23 protein-coding genes are annotated in these 23,315 nt (G+C 74.1%); 9 read left to right on the top strand and 14 right to left on the bottom strand.

The window, feature by feature from the left end; genetic code table 11:
- Positions 1–9: 9 nt before the first annotated feature.
- Positions 10–711, bottom strand: coding sequence for a chlorite dismutase family protein (locus QJR14_02250; protein MDI3316444.1), 702 nt, complete (start codon positions 709–711; stop codon positions 10–12).
- A 233-nt stretch (positions 712–944) separates the two neighbouring features.
- Between QJR14_02250 and QJR14_02245 the strand changes: the two genes are divergently transcribed.
- The 4 genes from QJR14_02245 to QJR14_02230 are packed head-to-tail and all read left to right on the top strand — an operon-like array spanning position 945 to position 3,949.
- A complete protein-coding gene (locus tag QJR14_02245; protein ID MDI3316443.1) occupies positions 945–2,495 on the top strand; it encodes an APC family permease in 1,551 nt (516 codons plus the stop codon).
- Complete coding sequence (locus QJR14_02240) at positions 2,492–3,091, top strand: universal stress protein (protein ID MDI3316442.1); 600 nt, start codon at positions 2,492–2,494, stop codon at positions 3,089–3,091. Before QJR14_02245 ends, QJR14_02240 begins: the two co-directional genes overlap by 4 nt.
- Positions 3,092–3,094: 3 nt before the next feature.
- Positions 3,095–3,532, top strand: coding sequence for an NAD-binding protein (locus QJR14_02235; GenBank protein MDI3316441.1), 438 nt, complete (start codon positions 3,095–3,097; stop codon positions 3,530–3,532).
- A gap of 15 nt (positions 3,533–3,547) precedes the next feature.
- The gene (locus QJR14_02230; protein MDI3316440.1) at positions 3,548–3,949 is read left to right on the top strand and encodes a TrkA family potassium uptake protein; all 402 of its coding nucleotides are present in this window, start codon (positions 3,548–3,550) and stop codon (positions 3,947–3,949) included.
- 14 nt (positions 3,950–3,963) lie between these two features.
- On the opposite strand, the gene QJR14_02225 is transcribed toward QJR14_02230, so the two are convergent.
- From QJR14_02225 to QJR14_02210, 4 genes are read right to left on the bottom strand one after another with little or no spacing between them, the layout of a single operon-like run.
- On the bottom strand, positions 3,964–4,260 hold the full coding sequence (locus QJR14_02225; protein ID MDI3316439.1) for a DUF503 domain-containing protein: 297 nt from the start codon (positions 4,258–4,260) through the stop codon (positions 3,964–3,966).
- A gap of 4 nt (positions 4,261–4,264) precedes the next feature.
- Positions 4,265–5,203, bottom strand: a complete 939-nt coding sequence (locus tag QJR14_02220) for a phosphotransferase (GenBank protein ID MDI3316438.1) — start codon at positions 5,201–5,203, stop codon at positions 4,265–4,267.
- Entirely contained in the window at positions 5,200–5,940 is a 741-nt protein-coding gene (locus tag QJR14_02215) for a uracil-DNA glycosylase (protein MDI3316437.1), read from the bottom strand. Before QJR14_02215 ends, QJR14_02220 begins: the two co-directional genes overlap by 4 nt.
- Positions 5,924–6,799, bottom strand: a complete 876-nt coding sequence (locus QJR14_02210; protein ID MDI3316436.1) for an alpha/beta fold hydrolase — start codon at positions 6,797–6,799, stop codon at positions 5,924–5,926. The genes QJR14_02215 and QJR14_02210 overlap by 17 nt, the downstream gene beginning before the upstream one ends.
- Positions 6,800–6,931: 132 nt before the next feature.
- On the opposite strand from QJR14_02210, the gene QJR14_02205 reads away from it, so the two are divergent.
- Together QJR14_02205 and QJR14_02200 are read left to right on the top strand one after the other, a co-directional pair.
- Positions 6,932–8,284 (top strand): cytochrome ubiquinol oxidase subunit I, encoded by a 1,353-nt coding sequence (locus tag QJR14_02205; GenBank protein ID MDI3316435.1) that lies wholly within the window; start codon positions 6,932–6,934, stop codon positions 8,282–8,284.
- A gap of 46 nt (positions 8,285–8,330) precedes the next feature.
- Positions 8,331–9,299, top strand: a complete 969-nt coding sequence (locus QJR14_02200; GenBank protein ID MDI3316434.1) for a cytochrome d ubiquinol oxidase subunit II — start codon at positions 8,331–8,333, stop codon at positions 9,297–9,299.
- Positions 9,300–9,333: 34 nt separating this feature from the next.
- On the opposite strand, the gene QJR14_02195 is transcribed toward QJR14_02200, so the two are convergent.
- Positions 9,334–10,152 carry an MBL fold metallo-hydrolase gene (locus tag QJR14_02195; protein ID MDI3316433.1) on the bottom strand — a complete coding sequence of 273 codons (819 nt, stop codon included), beginning with the start codon at positions 10,150–10,152 and terminating at the stop codon, positions 9,334–9,336.
- 29 nt (positions 10,153–10,181) lie between these two features.
- Between QJR14_02195 and QJR14_02190 the strand changes: the two genes are divergently transcribed.
- Positions 10,182–10,892: a VIT1/CCC1 transporter family protein gene (locus QJR14_02190; GenBank protein ID MDI3316432.1), complete on the top strand. Its 711-nt coding sequence runs from the start codon at positions 10,182–10,184 to the stop codon at positions 10,890–10,892.
- Between the two features lie 333 nt (positions 10,893–11,225).
- Entirely contained in the window at positions 11,226–12,248 is a 1,023-nt protein-coding gene (locus QJR14_02185) for a hypothetical protein (protein MDI3316431.1), read from the top strand.
- A gap of 85 nt (positions 12,249–12,333) precedes the next feature.
- Here QJR14_02185 and recG read toward each other — a convergent pair whose 3' ends face one another.
- Genes recG through QJR14_02170 form a run of 3 tightly spaced genes read right to left on the bottom strand, consistent with a single transcriptional unit; the run spans position 12,334 to position 16,911 of the window.
- Complete coding sequence (gene recG / locus QJR14_02180; GenBank protein MDI3316430.1) at positions 12,334–14,772, bottom strand: ATP-dependent DNA helicase RecG; 2,439 nt, start codon at positions 14,770–14,772, stop codon at positions 12,334–12,336.
- Positions 14,773–14,798: 26 nt separating this feature from the next.
- Complete coding sequence (locus tag QJR14_02175) at positions 14,799–16,508, bottom strand: DAK2 domain-containing protein (GenBank protein ID MDI3316429.1); 1,710 nt, start codon at positions 16,506–16,508, stop codon at positions 14,799–14,801.
- A gap of 22 nt (positions 16,509–16,530) precedes the next feature.
- Positions 16,531–16,911: an Asp23/Gls24 family envelope stress response protein gene (locus QJR14_02170; protein ID MDI3316428.1), complete on the bottom strand. Its 381-nt coding sequence runs from the start codon at positions 16,909–16,911 to the stop codon at positions 16,531–16,533.
- Positions 16,912–17,098: 187 nt separating this feature from the next.
- On the opposite strand from QJR14_02170, the gene rpmB reads away from it, so the two are divergent.
- The gene (rpmB, locus tag QJR14_02165; GenBank protein MDI3316427.1) at positions 17,099–17,290 is read left to right on the top strand and encodes a 50S ribosomal protein L28; all 192 of its coding nucleotides are present in this window, start codon (positions 17,099–17,101) and stop codon (positions 17,288–17,290) included.
- A gap of 349 nt (positions 17,291–17,639) precedes the next feature.
- On the opposite strand, the gene QJR14_02160 is transcribed toward rpmB, so the two are convergent.
- The 5 genes from QJR14_02160 to QJR14_02140 are packed head-to-tail and all read right to left on the bottom strand — an operon-like array spanning position 17,640 to position 23,274.
- Positions 17,640–18,905 (bottom strand): CBS domain-containing protein, encoded by a 1,266-nt coding sequence (locus tag QJR14_02160; GenBank protein MDI3316426.1) that lies wholly within the window; start codon positions 18,903–18,905, stop codon positions 17,640–17,642.
- A gap of 38 nt (positions 18,906–18,943) precedes the next feature.
- Positions 18,944–19,669, bottom strand: coding sequence for a ribulose-phosphate 3-epimerase (rpe, locus tag QJR14_02155; protein ID MDI3316425.1), 726 nt, complete (start codon positions 19,667–19,669; stop codon positions 18,944–18,946).
- A 19-nt stretch (positions 19,670–19,688) separates the two neighbouring features.
- Positions 19,689–20,585, bottom strand: a complete 897-nt coding sequence (gene rsgA, locus QJR14_02150) for a ribosome small subunit-dependent GTPase A (GenBank protein MDI3316424.1) — start codon at positions 20,583–20,585, stop codon at positions 19,689–19,691.
- Positions 20,582–22,507, bottom strand: a complete 1,926-nt coding sequence (gene pknB, locus QJR14_02145) for a Stk1 family PASTA domain-containing Ser/Thr kinase (protein MDI3316423.1) — start codon at positions 22,505–22,507, stop codon at positions 20,582–20,584. The genes rsgA and pknB overlap by 4 nt, the downstream gene beginning before the upstream one ends.
- The gene (locus QJR14_02140) at positions 22,504–23,274 is read right to left on the bottom strand and encodes a Stp1/IreP family PP2C-type Ser/Thr phosphatase (GenBank protein ID MDI3316422.1); all 771 of its coding nucleotides are present in this window, start codon (positions 23,272–23,274) and stop codon (positions 22,504–22,506) included. The genes pknB and QJR14_02140 overlap by 4 nt, the downstream gene beginning before the upstream one ends.
- Positions 23,275–23,315: the final 41 nt, after the last annotated feature.

Raw genomic sequence — 23,315 nt, 5'->3', positions numbered from 1 at the left:
CCCCCGGGTTCAGTCCAGGTCGGCCAGCGCCTCGACCAGCGGCTTCCGGACGCCCAGGATGAAGGGGACGTCCAGCTTGGTGTAACGCCGGGCCTCCGCCTCGCGGAGGCGCCGGATCAGGTCGACGAACTGCGAGAAATCGTCCGTCTCGAAGGAGAGGATCCACTCGTAGTCGCCCAGGCCGAAGGCCTGGACGTTGTTGGTGTAGACCTGCGGGAACTCGGCGCCCAGGCGGCCGTGCTCGCGCAGGAGCCGTGCCCTCTCCTCGGTCGGAAGCAGGTACCATTCCGGGGTGCGCACGAAGGGATAGACCTGGACGTACCGTTTCGGCTCGATCCCCCGCTGGAAGGCGGCCAAGTGGTCGCCTACGAATTCCGGAGGCCGCGCCACGCCCAGGAAGGACCAGCTCATCTCGCACCCCCGCCCGAAGGCGGTCCGGCGGAGCGCCACCACGGTGCGCTGGAGCGTCTCGGGATCCGGGGCCAGCAGCCAGAAGAGGATGTCGGCGTCGGGGCGGAACCCGACCGTCGAGTAGACCCCGCGCACCGCCAGCTGGGGCTCCGACTGCAACGCGGCCGCCACCTCGTCGGCCAGCCGCTCCCGCTCCCCGCGGACGGCTGTCTCCCAGTTCGCGCCGCGCCGCCAGACCGCATGGAGCGTATAGATCTCCCGTCGCTTCCCGGCTTCCGGGCTGCCACCTTCCACGCTCACGGCTCTTGCCCCCTCCCGCCCTTTACGCGCTCACGCGCGCGGAGATATTGTACCGGAGTCCCCGTCGCGGTCCTGCCCGCGCGCCGGCGGACGGGCGAAGAGGCCGGATGCGAGAATCGCCCTGGTCTGCAGGGTTCGAGGGCGCCGGGACGAATATGGCTCAATCCGCATTCGAAAGGGCAGGGGTGGCTACGTCGACGACGGGCAAGAGCTCCACCGCAGGGGCTACGGCGATGGCACCCTCGCAGCTCCGGCGCGAGGTGAGCGTCTGGGGCTCGTACATGTGGGGCTTCTCCGACGTGGGCGCCGACATCTTCGCCGGCCTCGGCCTGGTGACGGTGGCGGCGCAGGGGGCGGCGCCCATTGCCTTCGCGCTGGCGGGACTCGTCTACATCCTCATCGGGCTGGCCTATACCGAGCTCGCATCCGCCTACCCGGTGGCGGGGGGCGGGCAGTACTTCGCCACGCGCGGCCTGGGCGACATCTGGGGTTTCATCACCGGGAGCGCCCTGCTCCTGGACTATACGATCGACATCGCCCTCTTCGCGGTCTCCTCCACGGGGTATCTGAACGCATTGGTCACCGGGTTCACCGGATTCGACCTGACCGCCGTCAGGGTCCCCTTCCTGGGTCTGCAGGTGCAGCTGGTCTGGCTGCTGGAGACGCTGGCCCTGATCGTGCTCCTGATCTGGATCAACGTGCTCGGCATGCGCGAGTCGAACATGTTCAACCAGGTCGTGGGTGTGGCCACCATGATCGTGAAGATGGTCATCCTCCTGCTCGGCTTCGCGACGATCTGGGCACCGCCGTTCTTTGGCCAGCAGCTCTTCCACGAGATGCCGTCACTCCACCAGTTCATGTACGGTTCCTCGCTGGCCATCATCTCCTTCGTGGGCCTGGAATCCATCTCCCAGGCGGCGCAGGAGACGCGCCATCCCTCCCGCATCCTTCCGCGCAGCACCCTGACCCTGATCGCCACCATCTTCATCACCAGCGTCGGCTACTCGGTGCTGGCCACCGGGACGCTGCCCTGGCACGCCTTCGCCGGTCACGAGCAGGATTCGGTCACCCTCCTGGCGCGCAAGATGCCGTTCATCGGGAGCGTGGCAGGCCCGCTGACCGCGGCCATGGGGACGGCCATCCTGGCGATCTCCGCCAACTCCGGCGTGATGAGCGTCTCGCGCCTCACCTATTCCATGAGCCATCACAACCTGCTCTCCAGCTGGTTCGATTACGTGCATCCGCGCCACTTCACACCGACCCGGACCATCCTCTTCTTCTCCGGCATCGGCCTGATCTGGACGCTCTTCGCCTTCGCCACGCCCAGCGTCATGGACACGCTGGGCAACATGTACGCCTTCGGCGCCACGCTCGGGTACGTGGTGGTCTTCCTGGCGCTGATCGCGTTGCGGAGGAAGGAGCCGGAGGTGCCGCGGCCCTTCCTGATTCCATTCAACATCCGCTTGAGGACGCGAGAGGGGCGGCCGTACCTGTTCCCCCTGCCGGCCGCCATCGGTTTCGTGGGCGTGCTGGTCGTCCTCTTCGAGGTGCTCTACACCCATGCCGTGGGGCGGATCTTCGGGCCGGTCTGGGTGCTGGGCTGGCTTCTCTACTTCGTCTACTTCCGGAAGCGGTCGGGGCTCGGGATCCGCACGCTGCCCCGGGATTGGGTGGCCGAGCACAAGGAGATCCTGGCTTCGGCGGAGGAGTACCACCTGCTGGCGGAATATGAACAGGCCGTGGCCAAGGGGCGTACCGAGCGGCCGGAAGGTGGCTCGCGGTGAGTTTCCTGACCGAACACGCCGCGGGTATCCTGGTCGCCCTGCTCATCGCGCTCCTCACCATCGCCAACTTCGTCTGGATGAGCCGCGTCCCGAAGCCGATCCCCCGGGTCCTGGCCGAGGCCGAGGCGCGGGTGGGCGGCGTCCGCCACATCGTGGTCTTCCTCGACCCCAGGAAGCCCGAACCCAGCGCCGTCGCCATCGCCCACCGGCTGGCCGCACCCCTCAAGGCGGAGGTCACCCTGGCGGCGCTGGTCCGCATCCCTTTCACCCGCTCCCTCAGCGTCCCCCCCTCCCAGGAAGAGGAGATCGAGCGCGGCCTCCTGGCGGAGCTGGCGGAAGGTCTCCGCTCCCTCGAGCTTCACCCGGTGACCCGGGTGGTTCCCTCCCGGCAGTACTGGGACGGGGCCAAGGAGTTCGTCCGCCGCCTGGGCGCCGACATCGCCGTCATCGGCGTGGCGGAGGAGTCGGCCTTCGAGCGGGGCGAGGTGCTGGAAGGTCTCCTGCGGGAGTTGCCGCTGGTGGGATGCGAAGTTATCATCATTCGGCCGCGCGCAACCGAGCGGTCGCGAGAGCAGCAGGAGTCGGAGGTGCTGTAGCTCATGCGCATCGTGGTCGTCGGATGCGGTCGCATCGGCCGGCGCCTGGCGCGGGCCTTCTCGGAGCGGGGCGACGACGTGACCGTCGTCGACCGGCGGACCGCCGCGCTGGATCAGCTGTCCGAGCTTCCCGGGGTCCGCGTCGTCCCCGGGCTCGGCTTCGACCGGGAAGTTCTGCGCAAGGCGGGCGCCGCCGACGCCGACCTGCTCCTGGCGGCGACCGAGAACGACAACGCCAACCTGATGATCGCGGACGTGGCGCACATGCTCCTCGGCACGCGCCGCATCGTCCTGATCGTCAACGACGCCGAGGGCAGCGAGGTCTACCAACGGTTCGGCTACGACGTGATCGTCCCGGTCGAGCTGGGCGTCCAGGAGGCGCTGCTCTGCGCCGTGCAGCCCGCCTCGGGCCGGGGGACGGACGCGTCCGACAACCCCTGACGGGAGGAAGCCTCCATGTACCTGCTGGTGGTAGGCGGTGGAAAGGTCGGCTACGCGCTCGCCCGGGACCTGATCCAGAGCGGTCACGAGGTGACCCTGATCGAGAAGCAGCCCGAACGGGCCCAGTGGCTGGTGCGGGCGCTGAGTGGCGCGGTCCTGGTGGGCGACGGGGCCAACCCGGAGACGCTGCGCGAGGCCGGCATCGAGCGTGCGGACGTGGTGATCGCGGCCAGCGGCCACGACGAGGACAACTATGCCATCTCCCGCATCGCCATCGCCTTCAAGACCCGCACCCACGTCATCGCCCGGGTGAACGACCCCCGCAACGAGGAGATCTTCCGGCGCATCGGCGTGCGCACCGTCAGTTCCACCCGGACCATCGCCGAGATGATCGAGGAGAGCGTGCCCAAGCCCTGAAACCGCCGGCCGGGCTAGCGGAGCCCGGTCTCCACGCGCAGGACCTCGGCCCGGCCGTCCAGCTCCACGCTGGTCTCCAGGAACTGGATCACCTCGTCCAGCACCCGGCGCGCCACCGACGGCTCGCCGCTGACCACGGCGATGCCGATCTCGGCCAGGTGGTGGGCGTCCTGGGCGCCCACCTCGGCGGCCGAGACGTTGAAGCGGCGTCGCATCCGGTCCAGAAGGGCCCGGAGGACGGCGCGCTTCTCCTTCAGGCTGCGGGAGGCGGGCAGGTTGATCCGGACCCGTGCCACGGCCACCGGCGGCATCCCCTCACGACCCCCTTCGCGGCGAGATCGCGGCGCCGGCCGGGTCGGCGAAGCCCGGCCGGGCCAGCCAGTCGTCCAGCGGCACGCGCCCCTGGAACTCGATCAGCCAGAGCCAGAGCCGGTACGGCTGCCGGACGGGGGCGAGGGCGGGCCAGGGGAGCCGCCGCCGGTACGCCTCCTGGAAGGCCGCGGCCTCCGCCGGCGGCAGGAGGAGCTCCCAGGCGGCCAGGTCCAGCTCGCGGGGGGCGACGGCCAGCGCGTCCAGGTCGACGATGCCGCTCACCCGGCCGCGGTCGACCAGCAGCTGGCTGTGGTCCCAGTCCAGCAGGACCGGGGCCATCCATCCCGGAGCGGGGAGGGCCCGGAGCGCGGCCTCCGCCCGCGCCAGCTCCACCTTCAGCGCCGGCTTGGCCTCGGCCAACCCCCTGGCCTGCTCCGCCATCGCCGCCTGCAGGGCCGGGTGAAACCGTGCCGGCGGTCGTTCTGCCGCGCCGGGCCGCCCCCACCCCCGGCTCCGCCGGCTGTGGAGAAGCGCCACCAGCGAGCCGAGCTGGTCGCCCAGCCCGTCCAGCGACCGCGGCATCCTCCCCGCCAGCCACTCCACCACCAGGTGCGGCCGGGGGTGGAGGCCCAGGCTGAGCGGCCTCGGGACGGGGAGCCCCTCGACCCCGGAGAGCCAGAGATAACCCTCCGCGATGGCGGCCACGTCGTCCGGCCGGAGCCCGAAGAGCCGGCGGACGCCCGCCCAGAAGGCCGTGCTCCCCGCCACGCGTTCCGCCCGGCGGCGCGGCAGCCGGACTACCAGGCGCCGCGTGGGCGTCTCCACGCTCCAGACGTGGTTGGTATGGCCGGCGTAGTCGGGCGCCAACCGCCGCCACGCGAGGAGTGGCTCGCCCAGGAGGCGCTCCAGGCAGGCATGGGCGCTCCGCCGCGGAGCCTTCAAACGGCCTCTCCCGCCGCCTGCCCGCTCCCCCCGCGGGCCAGGCGGAGCGCCGTGGCCAGCGCCTGGTCGAACATGGTGGCCGTCAGCCGACCGGTTTGGGTGTTCTGCCGGCTCGGGTGGTAGCTCGCCACCACGGCCGGGCCGCCCAGCGGCCGCGCCACCTGCCCGTGCGCGAAGGAGGGCCAGCGTTCTCCCGGCGGCATGGAGGCGCCCCACTCCTCCCGAGCCACCTCCCAGGCGACGCGGCCCAGCGCCAGGACGGCGCGCACCCGCGGCAGCAGCGCCAGCTCGCGGCGCAGGTGCGGGCGGCAGGCCAGGATCTCCTCGCGGGTGGGGCGGTTCCCGGGCGGGGCGCAGCGGACGGGCGCGGTCAGGAAGCAGTCCCTCAGGCGAAGGCCGTCCCCGGCCGAGCGGCTGAAGGGCTGGTTGGCCAGGCCGGCGCGGTGGAGCGCCGCGATCAGGAAGTCGCCGGAATCGTCGCCGGTGAACATGCGCCCGGTCCGGTTGGCGCCGTGGGCGGCCGGCGCCAGCCCCAGCAGGAGGAGGCGCGCCTGCCGGTCGCCGAAGCCGGGGACCGGGCGTCCCCAGTAGGGCTGGTCGCGGTAGCGGCGGACCTTGGTCCGGGCCACTTCCTCGCGCCAGGCGACCAGGCGGGGGCAGAGCCGGCAGTGGACCACCTGCTCCACGTGGCTGCGCCAGGCCCCTTCCTCTCCGGCCCACTCAGCGGTTCGCGCCATCCGGCCGCCTCCCCCGGGCGCCCGCGCCGGCCGGGGCGGGCGCCTCCAGAACCTCCTCGAGAAAGGTTCGCACCGCCCGCCGGAACTCCCCCGCCCGCTCCAGGTGGAGCAGGTGCCCGCTCCCCGGGCCGCGGAAGAGAAGCCAGCGGGCGCCGGGCAGCCGGTCGGCCAGCTGCCGGCTGTAGCGGGCCGGAATCATCCGGTCCTGCTCGCCCGCCACCACCAGGGCGGGCACGGCGGGGATCGCCTCCGGCCTCACCACCTCCGGCGCCAGCTCCAGGTAGGCCAGGAGCGCCTCCCGCGGGGGGCCCGCCGGCGGGCGCCAGGCGGCGGCCAGCCGCTCCAGCCGGTCGGGGTCCTCCGCCAGCTCGGCCGAGCCCAGGAACCAGGCCAGGGTGCGCGAGTAGACCGTCTCGGGCGCCCAGCGGACCATCTCGGCCACCGCCCGTCTCCGCTCGCGCAGGTCGCCGTCCTCGTCGAGCCAGGGGTGGACCAGCACCAGGGCGGCGGGGCGCCTGGGCAGGCGGGCCGCCAGGGAGAGCGCGGCCCGGCTGCCCAGGCTGAGGCCCACCAGCACCAGCCTGCCCGGTCCGGCGGCCTCCGCCAGGGGGGCGTAGGCCGCCAGCAGCTCCTCCCAATCGGCGGGAAGCGGCCCCGCACTCCGCCCGGTCCCGGGCGGATCCGGCGCCAGAACCCGCCAGCTGCGCCCCCAGTCCGCCAGCTCCGCTCCCCAGGAGCGGTGGTCCGCGCCCGCCCCGGGAAGGAGCAGGAGCACCGGTCGCCCGGGGTCCGGGTCCGGAGGCTCCACGCTCCGGAGGTGGAGCGGGCTTCCTCCCGCCCTCCGCGAAGGAACGGCCAAGGCCTCTCACCTCCCCGTCCGGCCCTCCGCGGCCCGGACGCTCGCCTCCTCCCCAGTCTAGCCGCTCCCGGCGCCGGCAGGGGCGGGAACGAGCCCGGGCGGGGAAGACTAGCCGGCGGAGGAGGAGGCCGGATGAGCGACCTGCTGGCGGCGCGCTGGCAGATGGGGATCTCCCTGGGGTGGCACATGCTCTTCGCCGCCTTCGGGGTGACGCTGCCGCTCCTGATGGTGCTGGCGGAGGGGCTGGGGCTGCTGCGGCGCTCGCCGGTCCACCTGCAGCTGGCCCGGCGCTGGTCGGGGGTGACCGCCGTCCTCTTCGCGGTCGGCGCGGTCAGCGGCACGGCCCTCTCCTTCGAGCTGGGGCTCCTCTGGCCGCGGCTGATGGGCTTCGCCGGGCCGGTCCTGGGGATGGCCTTCTTCCTGGAGGGCTTCGCCTTCTTTGCGGAGGCGATCTTCCTCGGGCTCTACCTCTACGGGTGGGAGCGGTTGCCGGCGTGGGGGCACTGGCTGAGCGGCCTGGTGGTGGCCGTCGCGGGTTCCGCCTCCAGCGTGCTGGTGACGGCCGCCAACGCCTGGATGCAGGTCCCGTACGGGGCCCGGACGGCGGCCAGCGATCCGCTGGGCGCCGCCCTCGGCAACCCCGTCTGGCCGCGGATGGCGGTGCACGCGACGCTGGCCGCCTGGACGGCCGCCGCCTACGCCGTGGCCGGATGGACGGCCTGGCGCCTCCTGCGCGAACCGGAGGGGCCCCTCCGGGCCGAGCGGCTGGCGGGCCTGCGGCTGGCCATGCTGGTGGCGCTGGTGGGGGCCGTCGCCATGCCGGTCTCCGGCGACGCCAGCGCCCGTCAGGTGGCGGTGCGCGAGCCGGTCAAGCTGGCCGCCATGGAGGCCCAGTTCACGACCCGGGCGGCGGCGCCGCTGCGCATCGGCGGCCTGCCCGACCCGGCGCGCCGGACCGTTCGCTGGGCGCTGGAGATCCCCGCCGGCCTCAGCTGGCTCGCCTTCCGCAGGGGCGACGCGACGGTGCGCGGCCTCGACGCCGTCCCCCCGTCGCGCTGGCCCCCGGTCACCGTGACCCACGTGAGCTTCCAGGTCATGGTGGGGAGCAGCCTGCTCCTGGTGGTGGCCGCCCTCCTCTTCTGGCTCCGCGCGGCCCGGAGCCGGCCACCGCGCTGGTCGCTCCGCCTCCTGGTGGCGGCCTCGCCCTTCGGCTTCGTCGCCCTGGAGACCGGCTGGTTCGTGACCGAGTTCGGCCGGCAGCCCTGGGCGGTGGCCGGCCTGATGTCCACCGCCGACGCCGTCACCACCGGCGGCGGGATCTCCTTCAGCCTCCTGGGCTTCATCCTCTTCTACGCCGCGCTGAGCGCGGCCGTGGTCTACTTCCTGCGGCGGCTGGACTCCGCTTCGCCCGATCCCGGGGAAGGGCCGGGCGACGCCTTGCGGGAGGAGCCCGCGCTTCCGGGGGTGCCCCAGCGTGCCCACTGAACCGGGCGGACTGCCGGTTTCCATCCCGGACGGGCAGGGAGGGCCCGTGGCAGCGGCCGGGCTCCTCCTGGCCGTGGTCCTCGGGGTCTACGCGCTCTTCGGCCTGGCCGACTTCGGCGCCGGGCTGTGGAACCTGGTCGCCAGGGGCGGGTGGGCGACGGCCGAGCGGCGGGCGGTGGCGCGCGGCATGGGACCGGTCTGGGAGGCGAACCACGTCTGGCTGATCTTCGCGCTGGTCCTCCTCTTCACCGCCTTCCCCCGCGCCTTCGCCCGGCTGGGCACGGGGCTCTTCGTCCCGCTCCACCTGGCGCTGGCCGGCATCATCCTGCGCGGGGCCGCCTTCGTCTTCCTTGCCCACGGCCGGAAGGCCGCCGGCGGCGATCCCGCCGCCGACCGGTGGGGCGCCGTCTTCGGCGCCGGCAGCCTGATCGCGCCCTTCTTCCTGGGGCTGAGCCTGGCCGCCGCGGCGCAACCGGGGCTGGTCTGGTGGTCGCCCTTCGCCGTGCTGGTCGGTCTCGCCACGGTGGCCGCCGGAGCGCTGGAGGCGGCGGTCTACCTGGCGGTGGAAAGCCGGGACGAGCTCCGCCGCCGTTTTCTCCGGCGCGCCACGAGAAGCCTGGCGGTCTTCGCGCTGCTGGCGGCGCTGGCACTGGTCGCCGCGCAGCAGGCGGCGCCCTGGCTGGGCCCGCGCCTCGCCGGGGGCCCCGGCCTGCCCTGGGTCCTGCTGGCGGCGCTGGCCGCCGTCCTGGACGCGGTCGCCCTGGCCCTCCGGCACCCCGAGGTGGCCCGCCTCTGGACCGGCAGCCTCGTCCTCCTGGTCTGGGCCGGTTGGGCCGCCGCCTCGTGGCCCTGGCTGGTCGCCGGCGAATGGACCGCCGCCGCCGCCGCGGCTCCCGGCGCGGTCCTCCGCCAGGTGCTCGCCCTCCTGCCCTGGGGCCTCCTGCTGCTGGTGCCGGCGTTGGCTCTCCTCTTCGCCGTCTTCAAGGGCCGGAATCCGGCGATGGGCCCGGAGTAGTCGTCGTCCTCCCCGCCCCGGTCGCGCCTGCGGGCTAGGAGCCGTCGTCGCGGCCGCGCTCGCTCCCCACCTCCAGGCTCAGCCCCTCCCGCGCCCGCCGCGTCGGGCCGGCGAACGCCTCGCGCGCTTCCCTCTCCAGCCGTTCGAGGTCGCCGAAGGGAGGCAGGTGCGTGATCAGCAGGGCGGCCACTCCCGCCCGCCGCGCCATCTTGCCGGCCTCTTCCGCCGTCAGGTGGCCCGCCCGGGAACCGTCCTCGCCCGCACGGAGCGTGGCCTCGGCCAGGAGGAGGTCGCTGCCCGCGGCCAGCGCCTCCACCTCCGGGCTGGTGGCGGTGTCGCCGGTGTAGACCAGGCTGGCGCCGCCGCTCTCGACGCGGAGGGCGAGCGCGGGCACCGGGTGGCGGGCCGGGGCCACCTCCACCCGGAAGGCCCCTTCCTGGACGCTCTCGCCCACGCGGAGCGGCCGGAGCTCCGTCCAGGGATCCCCGGCCAGGTAGAAGCGGGCGCGCTCCAGCGCCTGCTCGGGCGCGTAGACGGGCAGGGGCGCCCGGGTGAAACCGCGATACGACTCCACCACGAGCGCCTGGGAGAGGACACCCAGATCGGCCGCATGGTCGTGGTGGAGGTGGGAGAGGAAGACCGCCTTGAGCCGCCGCAAACCGTCCAGCCCCTCGCTCGCCAGCAGCCGGCCGAGCACGCCGGAGCCGCAGTCCAGCAGGATCTCGCCCCCACCGGCCTCCTCCCCGGAGAGCAGGTAGCCCGCGCTGGCGCCGCCGGGGCCAGGATAGCCCCCCCAGAAGCCGAGTACCTCCAGTCGCACGTCGAGCACCTCCCATCCCGCGTAGGTTATCATCCACCCTGGTGGAGGAGGCGGTCAGGGTCATGGAGACGACCCGGGGCAAGCACGTCGAGCAGCACTTCACCGGTGGCGCCTGGATCCGCGACATCATCCTCGGCATGTCCGACGGCCTGACGGTCCCCTTCGCCCTGGCGGCCGGAATCTCGGGAGCCGTGGCGCAGAACTTCCTGGTCGTCGTCGCGGGTTTCGCCGAGCTGGCCGCCGGTGCGATCAGCATGGGCCTGGGCGGCTACCTGGCGGCTCGGAGCGAGCGTGAGACCTACGAGAGCGAGCTGCGGCGCGAGCGGCAGGAGGTCGCGGAGCTGCCGGAGGTGGAGCGCCAGGAGGTGCGCGAGATCTTCGAGCGCTACGGCCTGCAGGGTGCCACGCTGGAGCAGGCGGTGGGCGCCGTCGCCTCCGACCGCGAGGCCTGGGTCCGCTTCATGATGCGGGAGGAGCTGGGCCTGGAGGAGCCCGAGCCCGGCCGTGCCCGCCGCTCCGGGCTGACCATCGGCGGCAGCTACGTGGCCGGCGGCATCATCCCGCTGGCGCCCTACCTCCTGCCGATCCCCACGCACAGCGCGCTCCTCCTCTCGGCCGCGGTCACCCTGGGCGCCCTCCTCGTCTTCGGCTGGCTCAAGGGGAGCTTCACCGGCGTCCCTCCCCTCCGCTCCTCCGCGCAGACGGCGCTGGTGGGCGGCGTCGCGGCGGCGGTCGCCTACGCGCTGGCGCGCGCCATCTCCGCCTTCGGCTGAGCGGCGTGGACCGGTCCGGCCGCGCCCTGAGGACCTTCGACCGAACCGTTCGCCGATCACGGGATCGTCTTCCGGGAATACTAGGCCGCGGCATTCGAACGAAGTGCCGCCCGGAAGGCTCCCAATCCGTGCCGACCGGGCCGGAGGGGAGTGGAAGCCGTGAGAGGCAAGATCCGTCGAGGAGCTTGGGGGCTCCCGGTCCTCCTGCTCGCAGGAGCGCTGGCCGCCTCGGCCTGCACAACCCCCGGCGGGACCGCCCGCCGGACCAACCCGCCGGGTCCCGCCCAGACCGGGAGGGCGCAACTGGTGCCGGGAGGGACGAGGGGAACGGTCATGCTCCCGGCCAGCGTCTTCGATCCCGCTTCGCTCAGCCGGCCGGTCGCCTGGAGCACGCTGGTACAAGCCAACTCCAAGCTGGCCGACTACGTCGCCCAGCCCAGCGACGACCCCCGGGCCGCCCGCATCTATACGCCCAAGACGAAGGACGTGCCCTCCCTCCAGTTCCTGGTCGATCGCGCCGGCAACGTGATCGGGGTGCGGGCACGCATCCCGGCTTCCGCGGGCCGCCAACCCTGGTACGACGGCGGCGGCGCGGCGGGCACCCCCGGAGGCGGGACGACGGGGACGGGCGCGACGGGAACCCCCACGGGGGCCGGCACCGCGGGTGGCACCACGGGTGCCGTCCCCGGGATCGGAGCAGGCAACGGGTGGACCACCCAGACGCTCTACCTGGTCCCGCCCGGCGGGCGGTCCGCGACCACCCCCGGAACCGCCACCCGTCCCGGCGCGCCCGGCACCACGGGAGGAACCACCGGCACCACCGGGACCGTCACCGGGCCGGCGGGTCCCGGGACGACGGGCCCCACCGCTCCGGGTACGGCGGGTCCCGGGAGCGTGGGCATCACAGGTCCGGGCACAGCCGCCCCCGGGCGGACGGGTACCGCCCCGGGGACCCGGACGGGCTGGATGCCGGGGACGCCACCGCCCCCGGGGGTACCGGGCACCGCCTGGCCGAACACCGCCAGCGTCACCGGGACGGCCGGAGCCACCTACGGGTTGTCCAGCCTCTCCACCCTGCTCCGGTACAACCCGCAGTTGGGCCGGCTCCAGAAAATGGGTCCCTATATGCTGGGCATGGGGCAGCACTGGGGTCACAAGGGACCCGGCATCGAGGTGATGACCGACCGCAAGGGGCGCGTGGTGGCGTTGGCCGGTGCCTTCCCCGCCGACCAGACGGGGAACGGCTGGCAGCGCTTCTATGACCAGGAGCCCAACCGGCCTTCCTACGACCCGACCATGGGCCAGTTCTTCTGGAGCCAGCACGTCTACTTCGTCGACCCGGCGGTGATCCGCTGATCCGCCCGGGTGCGCCGGAACCCGCGAACGGACCGAGGGGGAGGGCCGCCCCGGGGTGGGGCGGCCCTCCCCGTCCCGCCGGCTCCTACCCGGTGAAGAAGAGGTCGAGCTGGGGAAAGCGGCGCACCAGCTCCCGGCGGAGAAAGCGGTGTTCCGGTCGCTCCAGGCGCGGGTCGCCGGCCAGGAGCCGCTCGCTCTCCGCCCGGGCCGACTCCAGGAGCTCCCGGTCTCCGGCCGGGTCGGCCGCCCGCAACTGCGGCAGCCCGTGCTGTCGCCGGCCCAGGAACTCGCCCGGCCCCCGCAGGGCGAGGTCCGCCTCGGCCAGCGCGAAGCCGTCACCGGTCTCGGCCAGCACCTGGAGGCGCTCCCAGCCCTGGCCGCCCTCGCGGGAGGCGACCAGGAGGCACTCCGAGGCGACCCGGCCGCGGCCCACCCGCCCCCGCAGCTGGTGGAGCTGCGCCAGCCCGAAGAGGTCGGCGCCCTCGATCAGGATGACCGTCGCCTCCGGCACATCCAGGCCCACCTCCACCACCGTGGTGGCCACCAGCACCTGGATCTGGCCGCGGGAGAAGGCCTCCATCACCGCCGCCTTCTCCCGCACAGGAAGGCGGCCGTGGAGCAGGCCGACCCGCCATTCCGGATGGCGGCGCTCCAGCTCGCGGGCGAGCGCGGTCACGCCGGGCGCGGCCGCCGCGACCCCGCTCTCTTGCTCCTCCCCTTCCTCCTCGACGCCCTCGCCGATGCGCGGGCAGACCACGTAGGCCCGGTGGCCCGCGCGCAGGTGGCGCTCCAGCCGCCGGTACGCCTCCTCCCGCGCCGAGGGAGGGAAGAGCCGGGTCCGGACGGGCTTCCTGCCCGGCGGCAGCTCGCGCAGCACCGAGAGGTCCAGGTCGCCGTAGAGGGTGAGCGCCAGCGTCCGCGGGATGGGCGTGGCCGTCATCACCAGGACGTCCGGCCGGACCCCCAGCCGCGCCGCCTTCTGCTGGAGCGCCGCCCGCTGCTCCACGCCGAAGCGGTGCTGCTCGTCGATCACCACGGCGCCCAGGCGGGCGAAGCGGACGTCCTCCTCGAGCAGGGCGTGCGTCCCCACCACCACCGGGAGCCGGCCCCGGGCCAGCCGATCCAGGAGTTCGGCCCGCTCGCCGGGGGAGAGGCCGCCGCGCAGGAGCCCCACCTCCACGCCCAGCCGGGCGAAGCGCGGCGCCAGGAGGAGCCAGTGCTGCTCCGCCAGGATCTCGGTCGGGGCCATCAGGGCGCCCTGGTAGCCGGAGTCGACGCTCTTCAACAGCGTCATCGCCGCCAGCACCGTCTTTCCCGCGCCCACGTCGCCCTGGAGGAGCCGGTTCATGCTGAGCGGCCCCTCCATGTCCGCCTCGATCTCGCGCCAGGCCTGCTCCTGACCGGCGGTCAGCCGGTAGGGGAGCCCCTCCCGGAAGGCGCGCACCCGCCGGCCGTCCGGCCGGTGGCGAACGCCCGGCAGCCCCTCCCGCGCCCGCCGGCGGAGGAGGCCGATGCCCAGCTCCAGGAGCCAGAGCTCCTCGAAGGCGAGGCTCCGCCGGCCCAGCTCCGCCTCTTCCGGCGACCGCGGCAGGTGGACGGCGCGCCAGGCTTCGCCCTGCGCCAGGAAGCCCTGGCGCCGGCGGACCTCCTCCGGCACGGCCCCCGTCTCGTCCGCGGATCCCTCCACCGCCTGCCGGCACCATTGCCGCAGGAGTCCCTGGGAGAGACCCTGCCCGGCGGGATAGACGGGCACCAGCCGGCCCAGCCGGCCGCCCGCCTCGTCCGCCGGCTCCACGTCAGGACTCTGCATCAGCCAGCGGCCGCGGAACTGCTCCACCCGGCCGAAGGCGGCCAGGCGGGCACCCGGGGGAAGCTGCCGCTCGCGGAAGGGCTGGTTGAACCAGCGGAGGACGAGCGTCCCGCTCCCGTCCCGCAGGACCGCGTCCACCAGCTCCATCCCCCGGCGGGCCTGCCAGCGGCGGACCGCCACCACCTCGCCCAGCACCAGCTGCTCCCGGCCGCTCTCCAGGCGGGCGACGGGCACGGGCTGGCGCCAGTCTTCGTACCGCAGGGGGAGGTGGAAGAGCAGGTCGGCCACGGTCCGGATCTCCAGGCGCGCCAGGGCTGCCGCCTGCCGGCCGCCCACGCCGCGCAGGCGCGTGACCGGATCGGCGGGCGAGGGTTTCTCCCCGCGCCCGGACCCGGTTCCAGGTCCGGATCCAGGCCCGCGCTCGAGGTCGGACCCCGTCCCGAGCCGTGCCCGGAGCGCCCGGGCCAGGGCCGGCCGCCGCTCCGGCGGCGCCTCGGCGTAAGTCCGCAGGAGCCGGCTGACCTCGGCCAGCCAAGCCGCCAGGCCACCGGCCCCGTCGTCGTCCGTGTGGGCCTGGCGCCGCAGGGGTTCCAGTCGTCTCTCCACGTAGGCGGCGACGCCGCCCACCACCGTCCGGTCGCGGAAGCCGTCCCGTTCTTCCTGGCGCAGGATGGCCCGCAGCTCGCGAGCCACCTGATCGGTAGCCGTCTCCATGGCGGTCCGCAGGCTCGCTCCGGCGCTTACTCCGCGGCGACCAGGTAGGGGTAGAGGGGCTGGTCGCCGCGCTCCACCTGGACTTCGCAGGCCGGCACCGCCTGCTCCACCTGCCGGGCCAGAGCCTTCGCCCGGCCCTCGTCCACCCCTTCGCCGTAGATGAGGGTGATCAGACGGGCGTCTTCGCCCGCCAGCCGCTCGACCAGCGCCAGGGTCGTCTCCTCCAGGTCCGGACCGGCGTGGACCAGCTCGTTCCCGTGCAGCGCCAGGAATTCGCCCTCCCGCACCTCGACGCCGTCCAGCGTCGCCTCCCGCACCGCCCGGGTCACCATGCCCGTGCGCACCGAGGCCAGCGCCTCCCGCATCGCGGAGAGGCTCGCCTCGAGGCCCTGGTCGGGCACGAAGTTCATCAGCGCCGCGATCCCCTGGGCCATGTCCGCGGTGGGAACCACCTCCACGCGGCGGCCGACGGCCAGGCGAGCCGCCTGCTCCGCCGCCATCCGGACGTTCCGGTGGTTGGGCAGGACGATCACCGCCTCCTCCGGCACGGAGCGGATCGCCTCCAGGATCTCCTCGGTGCTGGGGTTGAAGGTGGCACCGGCGCGGACGAGGCGGCGGGCTCCCAGCGAGCGGTAGACCCTCTCCATGCCCTCCCCCTGGACGACGGCCACCACCGCCACCGCCGGCACGGGAGCGGGACGCTCGCCCGCCTCCGCCGCCCGCTCCCCGGCCGCGGTCTGGGCGTACGTCTCGCTCTGCAGGCGGAGGTTGACGACGCTGACGTCACGCAACTCCCCCTGTCGGACCGCCCAGCTGAGCACCCGGCCCGGGTCCGCGGTGTGGATGTGGACGCGGGCCATCCGCTCCCCCTCCACCACCACCAGGCTCGAGCCCATGGCCGCCAGCTCCCGCCGCCAGCGCGGGAAATCGGGCCCCGCCGCGGCCACCAGGAAGAACTCCGTCTCGTACGGGTGCTCCATCTGGCGGACCGCTTCCTCGCGGTAGGCCGCAAGGCCGGCTCCACCAGCCCTCTCGGCCTGCCCGGACTCCTCCGCCGCGGGAAGGGCGGCGGCCGGCACGGCCTGCGCCGCCGCGCCCGAGGGTGGCGAGGCCACCCCCAGCCCGCCGCCCGTCCCGATCCTCTCGCTGGCGCCCTCCAGCAGGTAGACCAAGCCCTGCCCGCCGGAGTCGACGACGCCTGCGTGCCGCAGCACCTCCAGCATCCGCGGTGTCTCGGCCAGCGCCTGCCGCGCCGCCTCCAGGGCGCGGCTGAGGAGGCGGGAGAGCCCGGCCCCCTGGCGCGCGGCTTCCTCCGCGGCCTCGGCGGCGCGCCGGGCGACCGTCAGGATCGTTCCCTCGACCGGCTTCATCACCGCCCGGTAGGCCGTCTCCACGCCGCGGCGCATGGCGGCCGCCACCTGCTGGGGCCCCGCCCTCTCCATCCCCCGGAGCCCATCGGCGAAGCCGCGCAGAAGCTGCGAGAGGATGACGCCGGAGTTGCCGCGCGCGCCCATCAGCGCCCCCTGGGCCAGGGCCCGGGCCACCTCGCCCAGGGAACTCCCGGACCGTTGGGCCTCGCGCAGCGCGTTCTGGATCGTCTGGCTCATGTTGTTGCCCGTGTCGCCGTCCGGCACCGGGAAGACGTTGAGCGCGTTGACTTCGGCTTCGTGCAGAGCCAGCCGCTCCGCCGCGGCCTCGGTGGCCGCCAGCAGTCCCCGCCCGTTCAACTCGCGCACTTCCAAGGCGATCCCCCCGCGCTCAGCGCCGGCCTCTCCCGCCACGCTCCTGGCGGTCGAGCTGGATATCCGCCACCTCGATGTTCACCTGGTCCACCTTGAGTCCCGTCGCCTGCTCGACGCTATAGCGGATCTGCTCGCGCGCGTTCTGGGCGACCTCCGAGATGCGGGTGCCGAAGCCGACGACGACGGCGACGTCGAGGGTCAGCCGCTCCGCGCTCAGGTGGACGGAGATGCCGCGGCCGGGCGAGCCGAGCCCCAGGGCGCCGGCCAGCCCCTCCAGCCCGCGGCTGGCCACCCCGGTGACGCCGTAGCACTGCTGCAGCGCGTGCCCCGCCAACATGGCGATCGCGTCCTCGCTGATCTCCACCGTGCCGAGCGCCGTCTCGATCTCGCGGCCCATCCGGCTCACCGATCCTTTCCTGGGGCCGGCACGCGGCCGGCCGGCGACGCAGAGCGACGCAGAAATGATAGCACAGGCCCAGCCGGCGGGCCGGTCCACGGCCCCGGCCCGGTTGCGGCCCGCGGCGCCGGGATGGTAGCATGCGGGGTGCCTGTTTCCAGCCTTGGATCGAGAGGATGCGGTGGCAGTGTCCAGGCGATGCGAACTCTGCGGTCGCGAGGTGGCCTTCGGACATTCGGTCAGCCACTCCAACCGGAAGGGGAACCGGGTCTGGCGCCCCAACCTGCAGAGGGTGAGCGTCGAGACCGCGGAGGGGAGGAGGAGGCTGCGCGTCTGCACCCGTTGCCTCCGCTCGGGCCGGGTTCGGCGCGCGGTCTAGCGAAGGCCTGGCGAAGGACCGGGAGCTCCGCGCGGAGCCCCGTCGCAGGCTCGCTTCCTCCGTTCGACGTCCGGTCGGCGCGCCCGCCGGCCGCGGGGCGCCAGGGGGGCGCCCCGCCAGCCGCCGCGGCCGGTTCAGCCCGCCAGCCGGCGCAACAGCGGGCGCAGCCAGGCCGGCAGCCGGATCACGATGAACCGCACTGGGCAACCTCCTTCCTCCGGCCCGCAGGGCGGGGCGGAGTCCACTCTATGTCGCACGGCCTCGGCCGGGTTCCTTCCGGCCCGCGCTCGCGGGCGGGCCGCACGGGACCGGACCCGAGGAGACCCGCCGGCCCGTCGCATCGCGGTCCTCAGTCGCGGGCGCGCAGCCGCCTCTTCCACCCGCCCCGCTCCAGCACCACGTCCATGACGTCGTCGTAGGTGATGATCCCCTGGAGGCGATGCTGCTCGTCGACCACGGGCAGCGCCAGGAAGTCGTAGCGGGCCATCACGTCCACCACCGTCTCCTCGTCCGCCTCCAGGGGGACCGAGACCACACGCCGGTGCATGATCGCGTCCAGCGGGCGATCGGGCGGCGCGACGATCAGGTCGCGGAGGGAGAGTGTCCCCACCAGCCGGCCCTCCTCGGAGACTACGTAGAGGTAGTAGATGGTCTCGGCGTCCGGGGCGAGGACCCGCAGGCGGTCGATCGCCTCCTGGGCCGTCAGCCGCTGGGGAAAGGCGATGAAGTCGGTGGTCATCAGACCGCCCGCCGAGTGCGGTCCGAAGCGCATCAGCCGCTCCACGTCCGTCCGCTCCGCCCGCTCCATCCCGCCCACGATCGCCTCCTGATCGTCCTGGGGCAGTTCGGCCAGCACGTCGGCGGCGTCGTCCGGCGCCATCTGCTCCAGGATGTCGGAGGCGAGGCCGGTCGGAAGCCGCTCCAGGATCGAACGGCGAAGCGGCGGCTCCTCGATGCGCGAGATCACCTCCGCCGCGTCCCGGAGCTCCATGGAGCGGAGGAGCGCCACCTGCTCCTCCGGGTCGAGGTCGGGCAGGAGCGCGGCCAGGTCGGCCGGGTGGTAGCCCCGCAGCTTGTTCCAGGCGATGGCGAGCTTGAGCGGCGAGGAGGGAGAGCCCAGCGGCTCCACCAGCGCCCAGGGGATCAGGCGCTCCCGCCCGGCCAGCCCCAGCCGGCGCAGCAGTCCGGTCAGCCAGCCCAGCCCGAGCCTCTGGAGGAAGCCGCTCCAGCCCACGTCGACGGCGACGATGCGGAGCGTCTCCCCCACCCAGTTCACCTGGACGTCGTTGACGCGGACCACCTTCCGGCCCATGATGTCGATCACCTGCTTGTCCAGGACGTCCAACCCCAGCCGGATGGTCCGCGCCTCGGGCAGGAAGAGCCGGATCGACCGCTGGGGCGAGCTGACCACCAGCCGCCCGTCGGCGGCGGGCGCCAGCTGCCCGCTGGGCACCCAGAAGGCGTCGCCGCGCCTGCCCCGCAGGATGAAGCCGCGCGCCACCGGGTTCGACTGCCCCGCCTGGATCACCACGTCCTCCAGCCGCCCCAGCACCATGGAGCCCTCCGACTCGCGCGCGTACACCCGGCTCCCCAGGAGCTGGCTCAGGTAGAGCACCGCCTCACCCCCTTCCATGCCGTCCGCCGGCGCACGTTCTAGGCTATTCCGCCCCGGCCCGCCTCCCCCGAGCCGGGCGCCCGGCCCCTCGCCCCCCGGGCCGCCCGCTCCGCCAGCGCCCGCAGCCGCTGGAAGGCCGCGCCCGGATCCTCCGCCCGCGCCAGGGAGGCGCCGGCCACCAGCACTTCGGCGCCCGCCGCCACCGCCTCCTCGGCCGTCTCCTCGCCGATGCCCCCGTCCACCGCCAGCTCGCCCCTCCAGCCGGGTGGCGCCTCCCGTGCCAGGAGGCGGAGCTTCTCCAGCGCCAGCGGCAGGAAGCGTTGCCCGCCGCGACCCGGATTGACGCTCATGACCAGGATCTGGTCCAGGAGCGGCCAGAGCCAGCGGACCGCCTCCGTGCCGGTGGCAGGGTTGAGGGCCAGCCCGGCCCTGAAGCCGCGCGCGCGGATCGTCGCCAGCAGCTTGTGCAGGTGGCGGCTCGCCTCCGCGTGGACCACCAGCGTCGCCGGCCGCGCCCCCAGAAAGGGGTCGATCCACGCCTCGGGCTCCTCCACCATCAGGTGGACGTCGAAGGGCAGCCGGGAGTGGCGGCGGAGCGACTCCGCCACCGGGGGGCCGAAGGTGAGGTTGGGGACGAAGTGGCCGTCCATGACGTCCAGGTGGAGCCGGCCGGCTCCCGCCGCCTCCATCCGCGCGGCAAAGTCGGCCAGGCGGGAGAGGTCCGCGGACAGGACCGACGGTGCGATCACGGGCATGACGGGCATGGGGCTGGCAGCCTCCTCTTCAACGCCGCTCCGCCACCGCGCGCAGCTCCTCCAGAAGCCCCCGGTAGCGGGCGTAGCGGCCGGCGTCGATCTCGCCCTGCTCCACCGCCCGACGCACCCCGCACTCGGGCTCCTCCAGGTGGAGGCAGTCCCGAAAGCGGCAGAGAGCGGCCGGCTCCCGGAATTCGGGGAAGTAGCGGCGGAGGTCCTCGGGCTCCGCCAGGGCGGGCGGGTCGAGGCGGACAAAGCCCGGCGTGTCGGCCACCCAGCCGCCCCCCTGCATGGGCAGCAGCTCCACGTGGCGGGTGGTGTGGGTGCCGCGCTCGGCCCGGCTGAGCATGCCGGTCCGGAGCCTTGCGCCGGGGATGAGCGCGTTGAGCAGGCTCGACTTCCCCACCCCGCTGGCGCCTGCCAGCACCACCAGGCTGCCCCGGAGGAGCGTTCGCAGCTCCGCGAGGCCGGTGCCGTCGCGGGCGGAGGTGAAGAGCGCGGGGTACCCCACCCGCCGGTAGGCCTCCAGGAAGCGGCGCGCCTCGTCCAGGAGCTCCGGCCGGCCGGCGATCCGGTCCACCTTGTTGACCACCAGCGCCGCCGGGATGGACTGGCGTTCCGCCTCGACCAGCGCCCGGTCGACCAGCTCCGGCACGACCCGCGGCTCCACCCAGGATGCGACCACCAGGAGGAGGTCCACGTTGGCCACCGGCGGCCGCTCCAGCCGATTCCGGCGCGGCAGCAGCCGTTCGATCCGCGCGGTCCCGTCGGAAGCCCGCCACAGCTCGACCAGGTCGCCCGCCACCGGGGCCCCTTCCTCGCCGCGGCGCAGGCGGCCCCGCGGCCGTGCCGGCAGGGTGCCCTCGGTCGTCTCCACCTGGTACCACTGGTTGAGGACCTTGACGACCCGCCCCGTCAGGCTCAAGGCGTGCCTCCCTTCAGCAGCTGCCCGTCCGGAGGGTTGACCAGGTTGCCGTTCTCGTAGACCTTCAGGTAGGCGTCGCCCTTCCCCCAGCAGGCGTTCACCTGGAAGCTGTCGCCGGGCGCGTGGGGCGCCTCGTAGATGGTGCGCGTACCGGACGCGTCCGACAAGTCGACCCGGACCTGGACGGTCTGGTCCCCCCCGCCCTGGACGGTGATCGTCGGCTGCGCCTGGTTGACGCAGCCCTGGCTGATCACCAGATCGACGGAGCTGCCGGACCCCACCATCTGCCCCGAGGCGGGCGAGGTGGAGACCACGATCCCCGCCGGGTAGCCCGAGCGCTGGTAGCTCATCTTGCCGGGGACCAGCTGGCTCGAGCGGAGCCGGCCCAAGGCGTCGTCCACGCTCAGGCCGACCAGCGGCGGCACCACCACCTGCGTGACGCTGGGCCCCTGGCTGACGGTCAGGGTGACCGTGCTCCCCTGGGAGACCGGCGAACCGGGGGCGGGCGACTGGTCGATCACGTAACCGGTGGCCACGGAGTCGCTGTACTGCTGGACCACCTGGGTCCGCAGCCCGCGCGCCGCGAGAACCGCCTCGGCCTGGCTCTGGCGCATGTTGCCCACCGCGGGCACCGTCACCTGCTGGGGTCCCTGCGAGACCACCACCCGGACCGGCTGCCCCGCCTTCACCTGCGCCCCCGGCCGGGGATCCTGGGAGATGACGGTGTTGGCCGGGTAGCGCTGGCTGTACCGCTGGTCGGCCACGCTCAGGGTGAGCTGCGCCCCCTGCAGGGTGCGCGTCGCCTGGCTGAGGCTCTGCCCGACCACCGAAGGGACGCGGACCGTGGGCACGTCGAACCAGCGGCTCAACCGCCAGGCGCCGTAACCACCGGCGGCCAGCAGGAGCACGATCGCCCCCACCAGGGCCCAGAGCCGGCGTCCCCGTCGCTGCGGGGCCGGCGCCCGCTTCCCGCCGCCGCGGCCCCCCTTGGACGGCGCAGCGGCCTCACCGGCCTCCTCCCCGCTCGGCCTCGGGGCGCGGCCCAGCTCGATGGTCGCCTCCCCATCCGGCGGCGGCTCCAGGCGCACCGCGTGGGAGAGCGGCTGGCCCAGCAGGAAGGCGCGGAGATCCTCGGCCATGGCGGCGGCCGAGCCGTAGCGGAGGCCGGGTTGGCGCGCCATGGCCTTCCGCACCACCGCCGCCAGGGCGGCGGGGACGCCGGGCGCCAGGAGCGAGAGGTCGGGCGGATCCTGCTGGAAACGCTTGAGCGCCACCTCCACCGGGCTCTCCCCGTCGTAGGGGAGCTCCCCGCTGAGCAGCTGGAAGAGGAGCACGCCCACCGAATAGAGGTCCGAGCGGCCGTCGAGAGGGCTGCCTCGCGCCTGCTCCGGCGAGATGTAGTGGGCCGAGCCCAGGATCGCCCCGGTGGGGACCAGCGTGGCCTGCGTCACCGCGCGCGCGATGCCGAAGTCGGCCACCTTCACCCGGTCGTCCCGGGTGAGGAGGATGTTGTCCGGCTTGACGTCCCGGTGGATGACGCCGTGGCGGTGCGCCTCGTCGAGCGCGTCCAGGATCTGGACGGCGATGCGCGCCGCCCGCGCCGGGGGGAGCCTCCCTTCCTCGTCCAGCACCTGGCGGAGCGTCCGCCCCTCGACATACTCCATCACGATGTAATGAAGCTCGCCCTCGTCGCCCACGTCGTAGACGTTGACGATGTTGGGATGGGCCAGCATGGCGGCCGCCTGGGCCTCCCGCCGGAAGCGCCGGACGAACTCGGGGTCCGTCGAGTACTGTTCCCGCAGGACCTTGACCGCCACGGCCCGGTTGAGCAGACGGTCGAGGCCCTTGTAGACCACGGCCATGCCGCCCCCGCCCAGGCGGGTCAGGATCTCGTAGCGGCCACCGAGAACCCGTCCGATCACCCGAGACCACCCGCGGCCAGGCCGGTCTGGTCCTGCTCCTCCCCGCCGGCGGGGAGATCGGCGACCAGCACCGTCACGTTGTCGGGAGCTCCGCCCCGGTTGGCCGCCTCCACCAGGCGATGGGCCGGCCGATCGCCGCCCTCCGCCAGGAGAGCGGCCACCTGCTCCTTGTTCAGGGCGGCGCTCAGCCCGTCGGTCGCCAGGACCAGGCGGTCCCCCGGCTCCAGGCGGATCTCGAGGACGTCGACCTCCACCTCGGGGGACGTCCCCACCGCCCGGGTGAGGATATGCCGTTCGGGGACATGCTCGGCCTCCTCCTCGCTGAGGGCGCCCCGGGCGACCAGCGCCTGCACCAGCGAGTGGTCGGAGGTCAGCTGGCGGAGGGATCCGGCCCGCCACAGGTAGGCACGGCTGTCGCCCACATGGGCCAGGGTGAGCCGGTCGCCGTCGACCAGCGCCGCGGTGAGCGTGGTCCCCATGCCCTGCCATTCGGCCCGCGCCCGGGCGGCCTCCCAGACCGCCTGGTTCGCCCTGCGGACGGCCCGGAGCAGGCTCTCCCGGCTGGCCTCCCCCGTCTCGGCGCCGTCCACGTCCAGCCCCTTGGCCAGCTCGTCCAGCGCCAGCCGGCTGGCCACGTCGCCGGCCCTGTGACCGCCCAGCCCGTCGGCCACCGCCAGGAGCTCCAGCGTCCGGATACGGCGCCAGACCCAGGCGTCCTCGTTGCGAGGGCGGACCTTGCCCACGTCACTGGCCGCGTCGACCCGCATGCCGCTCCCTCCCCGACCCGCTTCCCGCCCGCCCCCGCCCA

The organism is Bacillota bacterium (assembly GCA_029961055.1).
Classification (GTDB): domain Bacteria; phylum Bacillota; class Sulfobacillia; order JAIMAT01; family JAIMAT01; genus JAIMAT01.
This window is presented reverse-complemented; position numbering and strand designations above follow the sequence as displayed.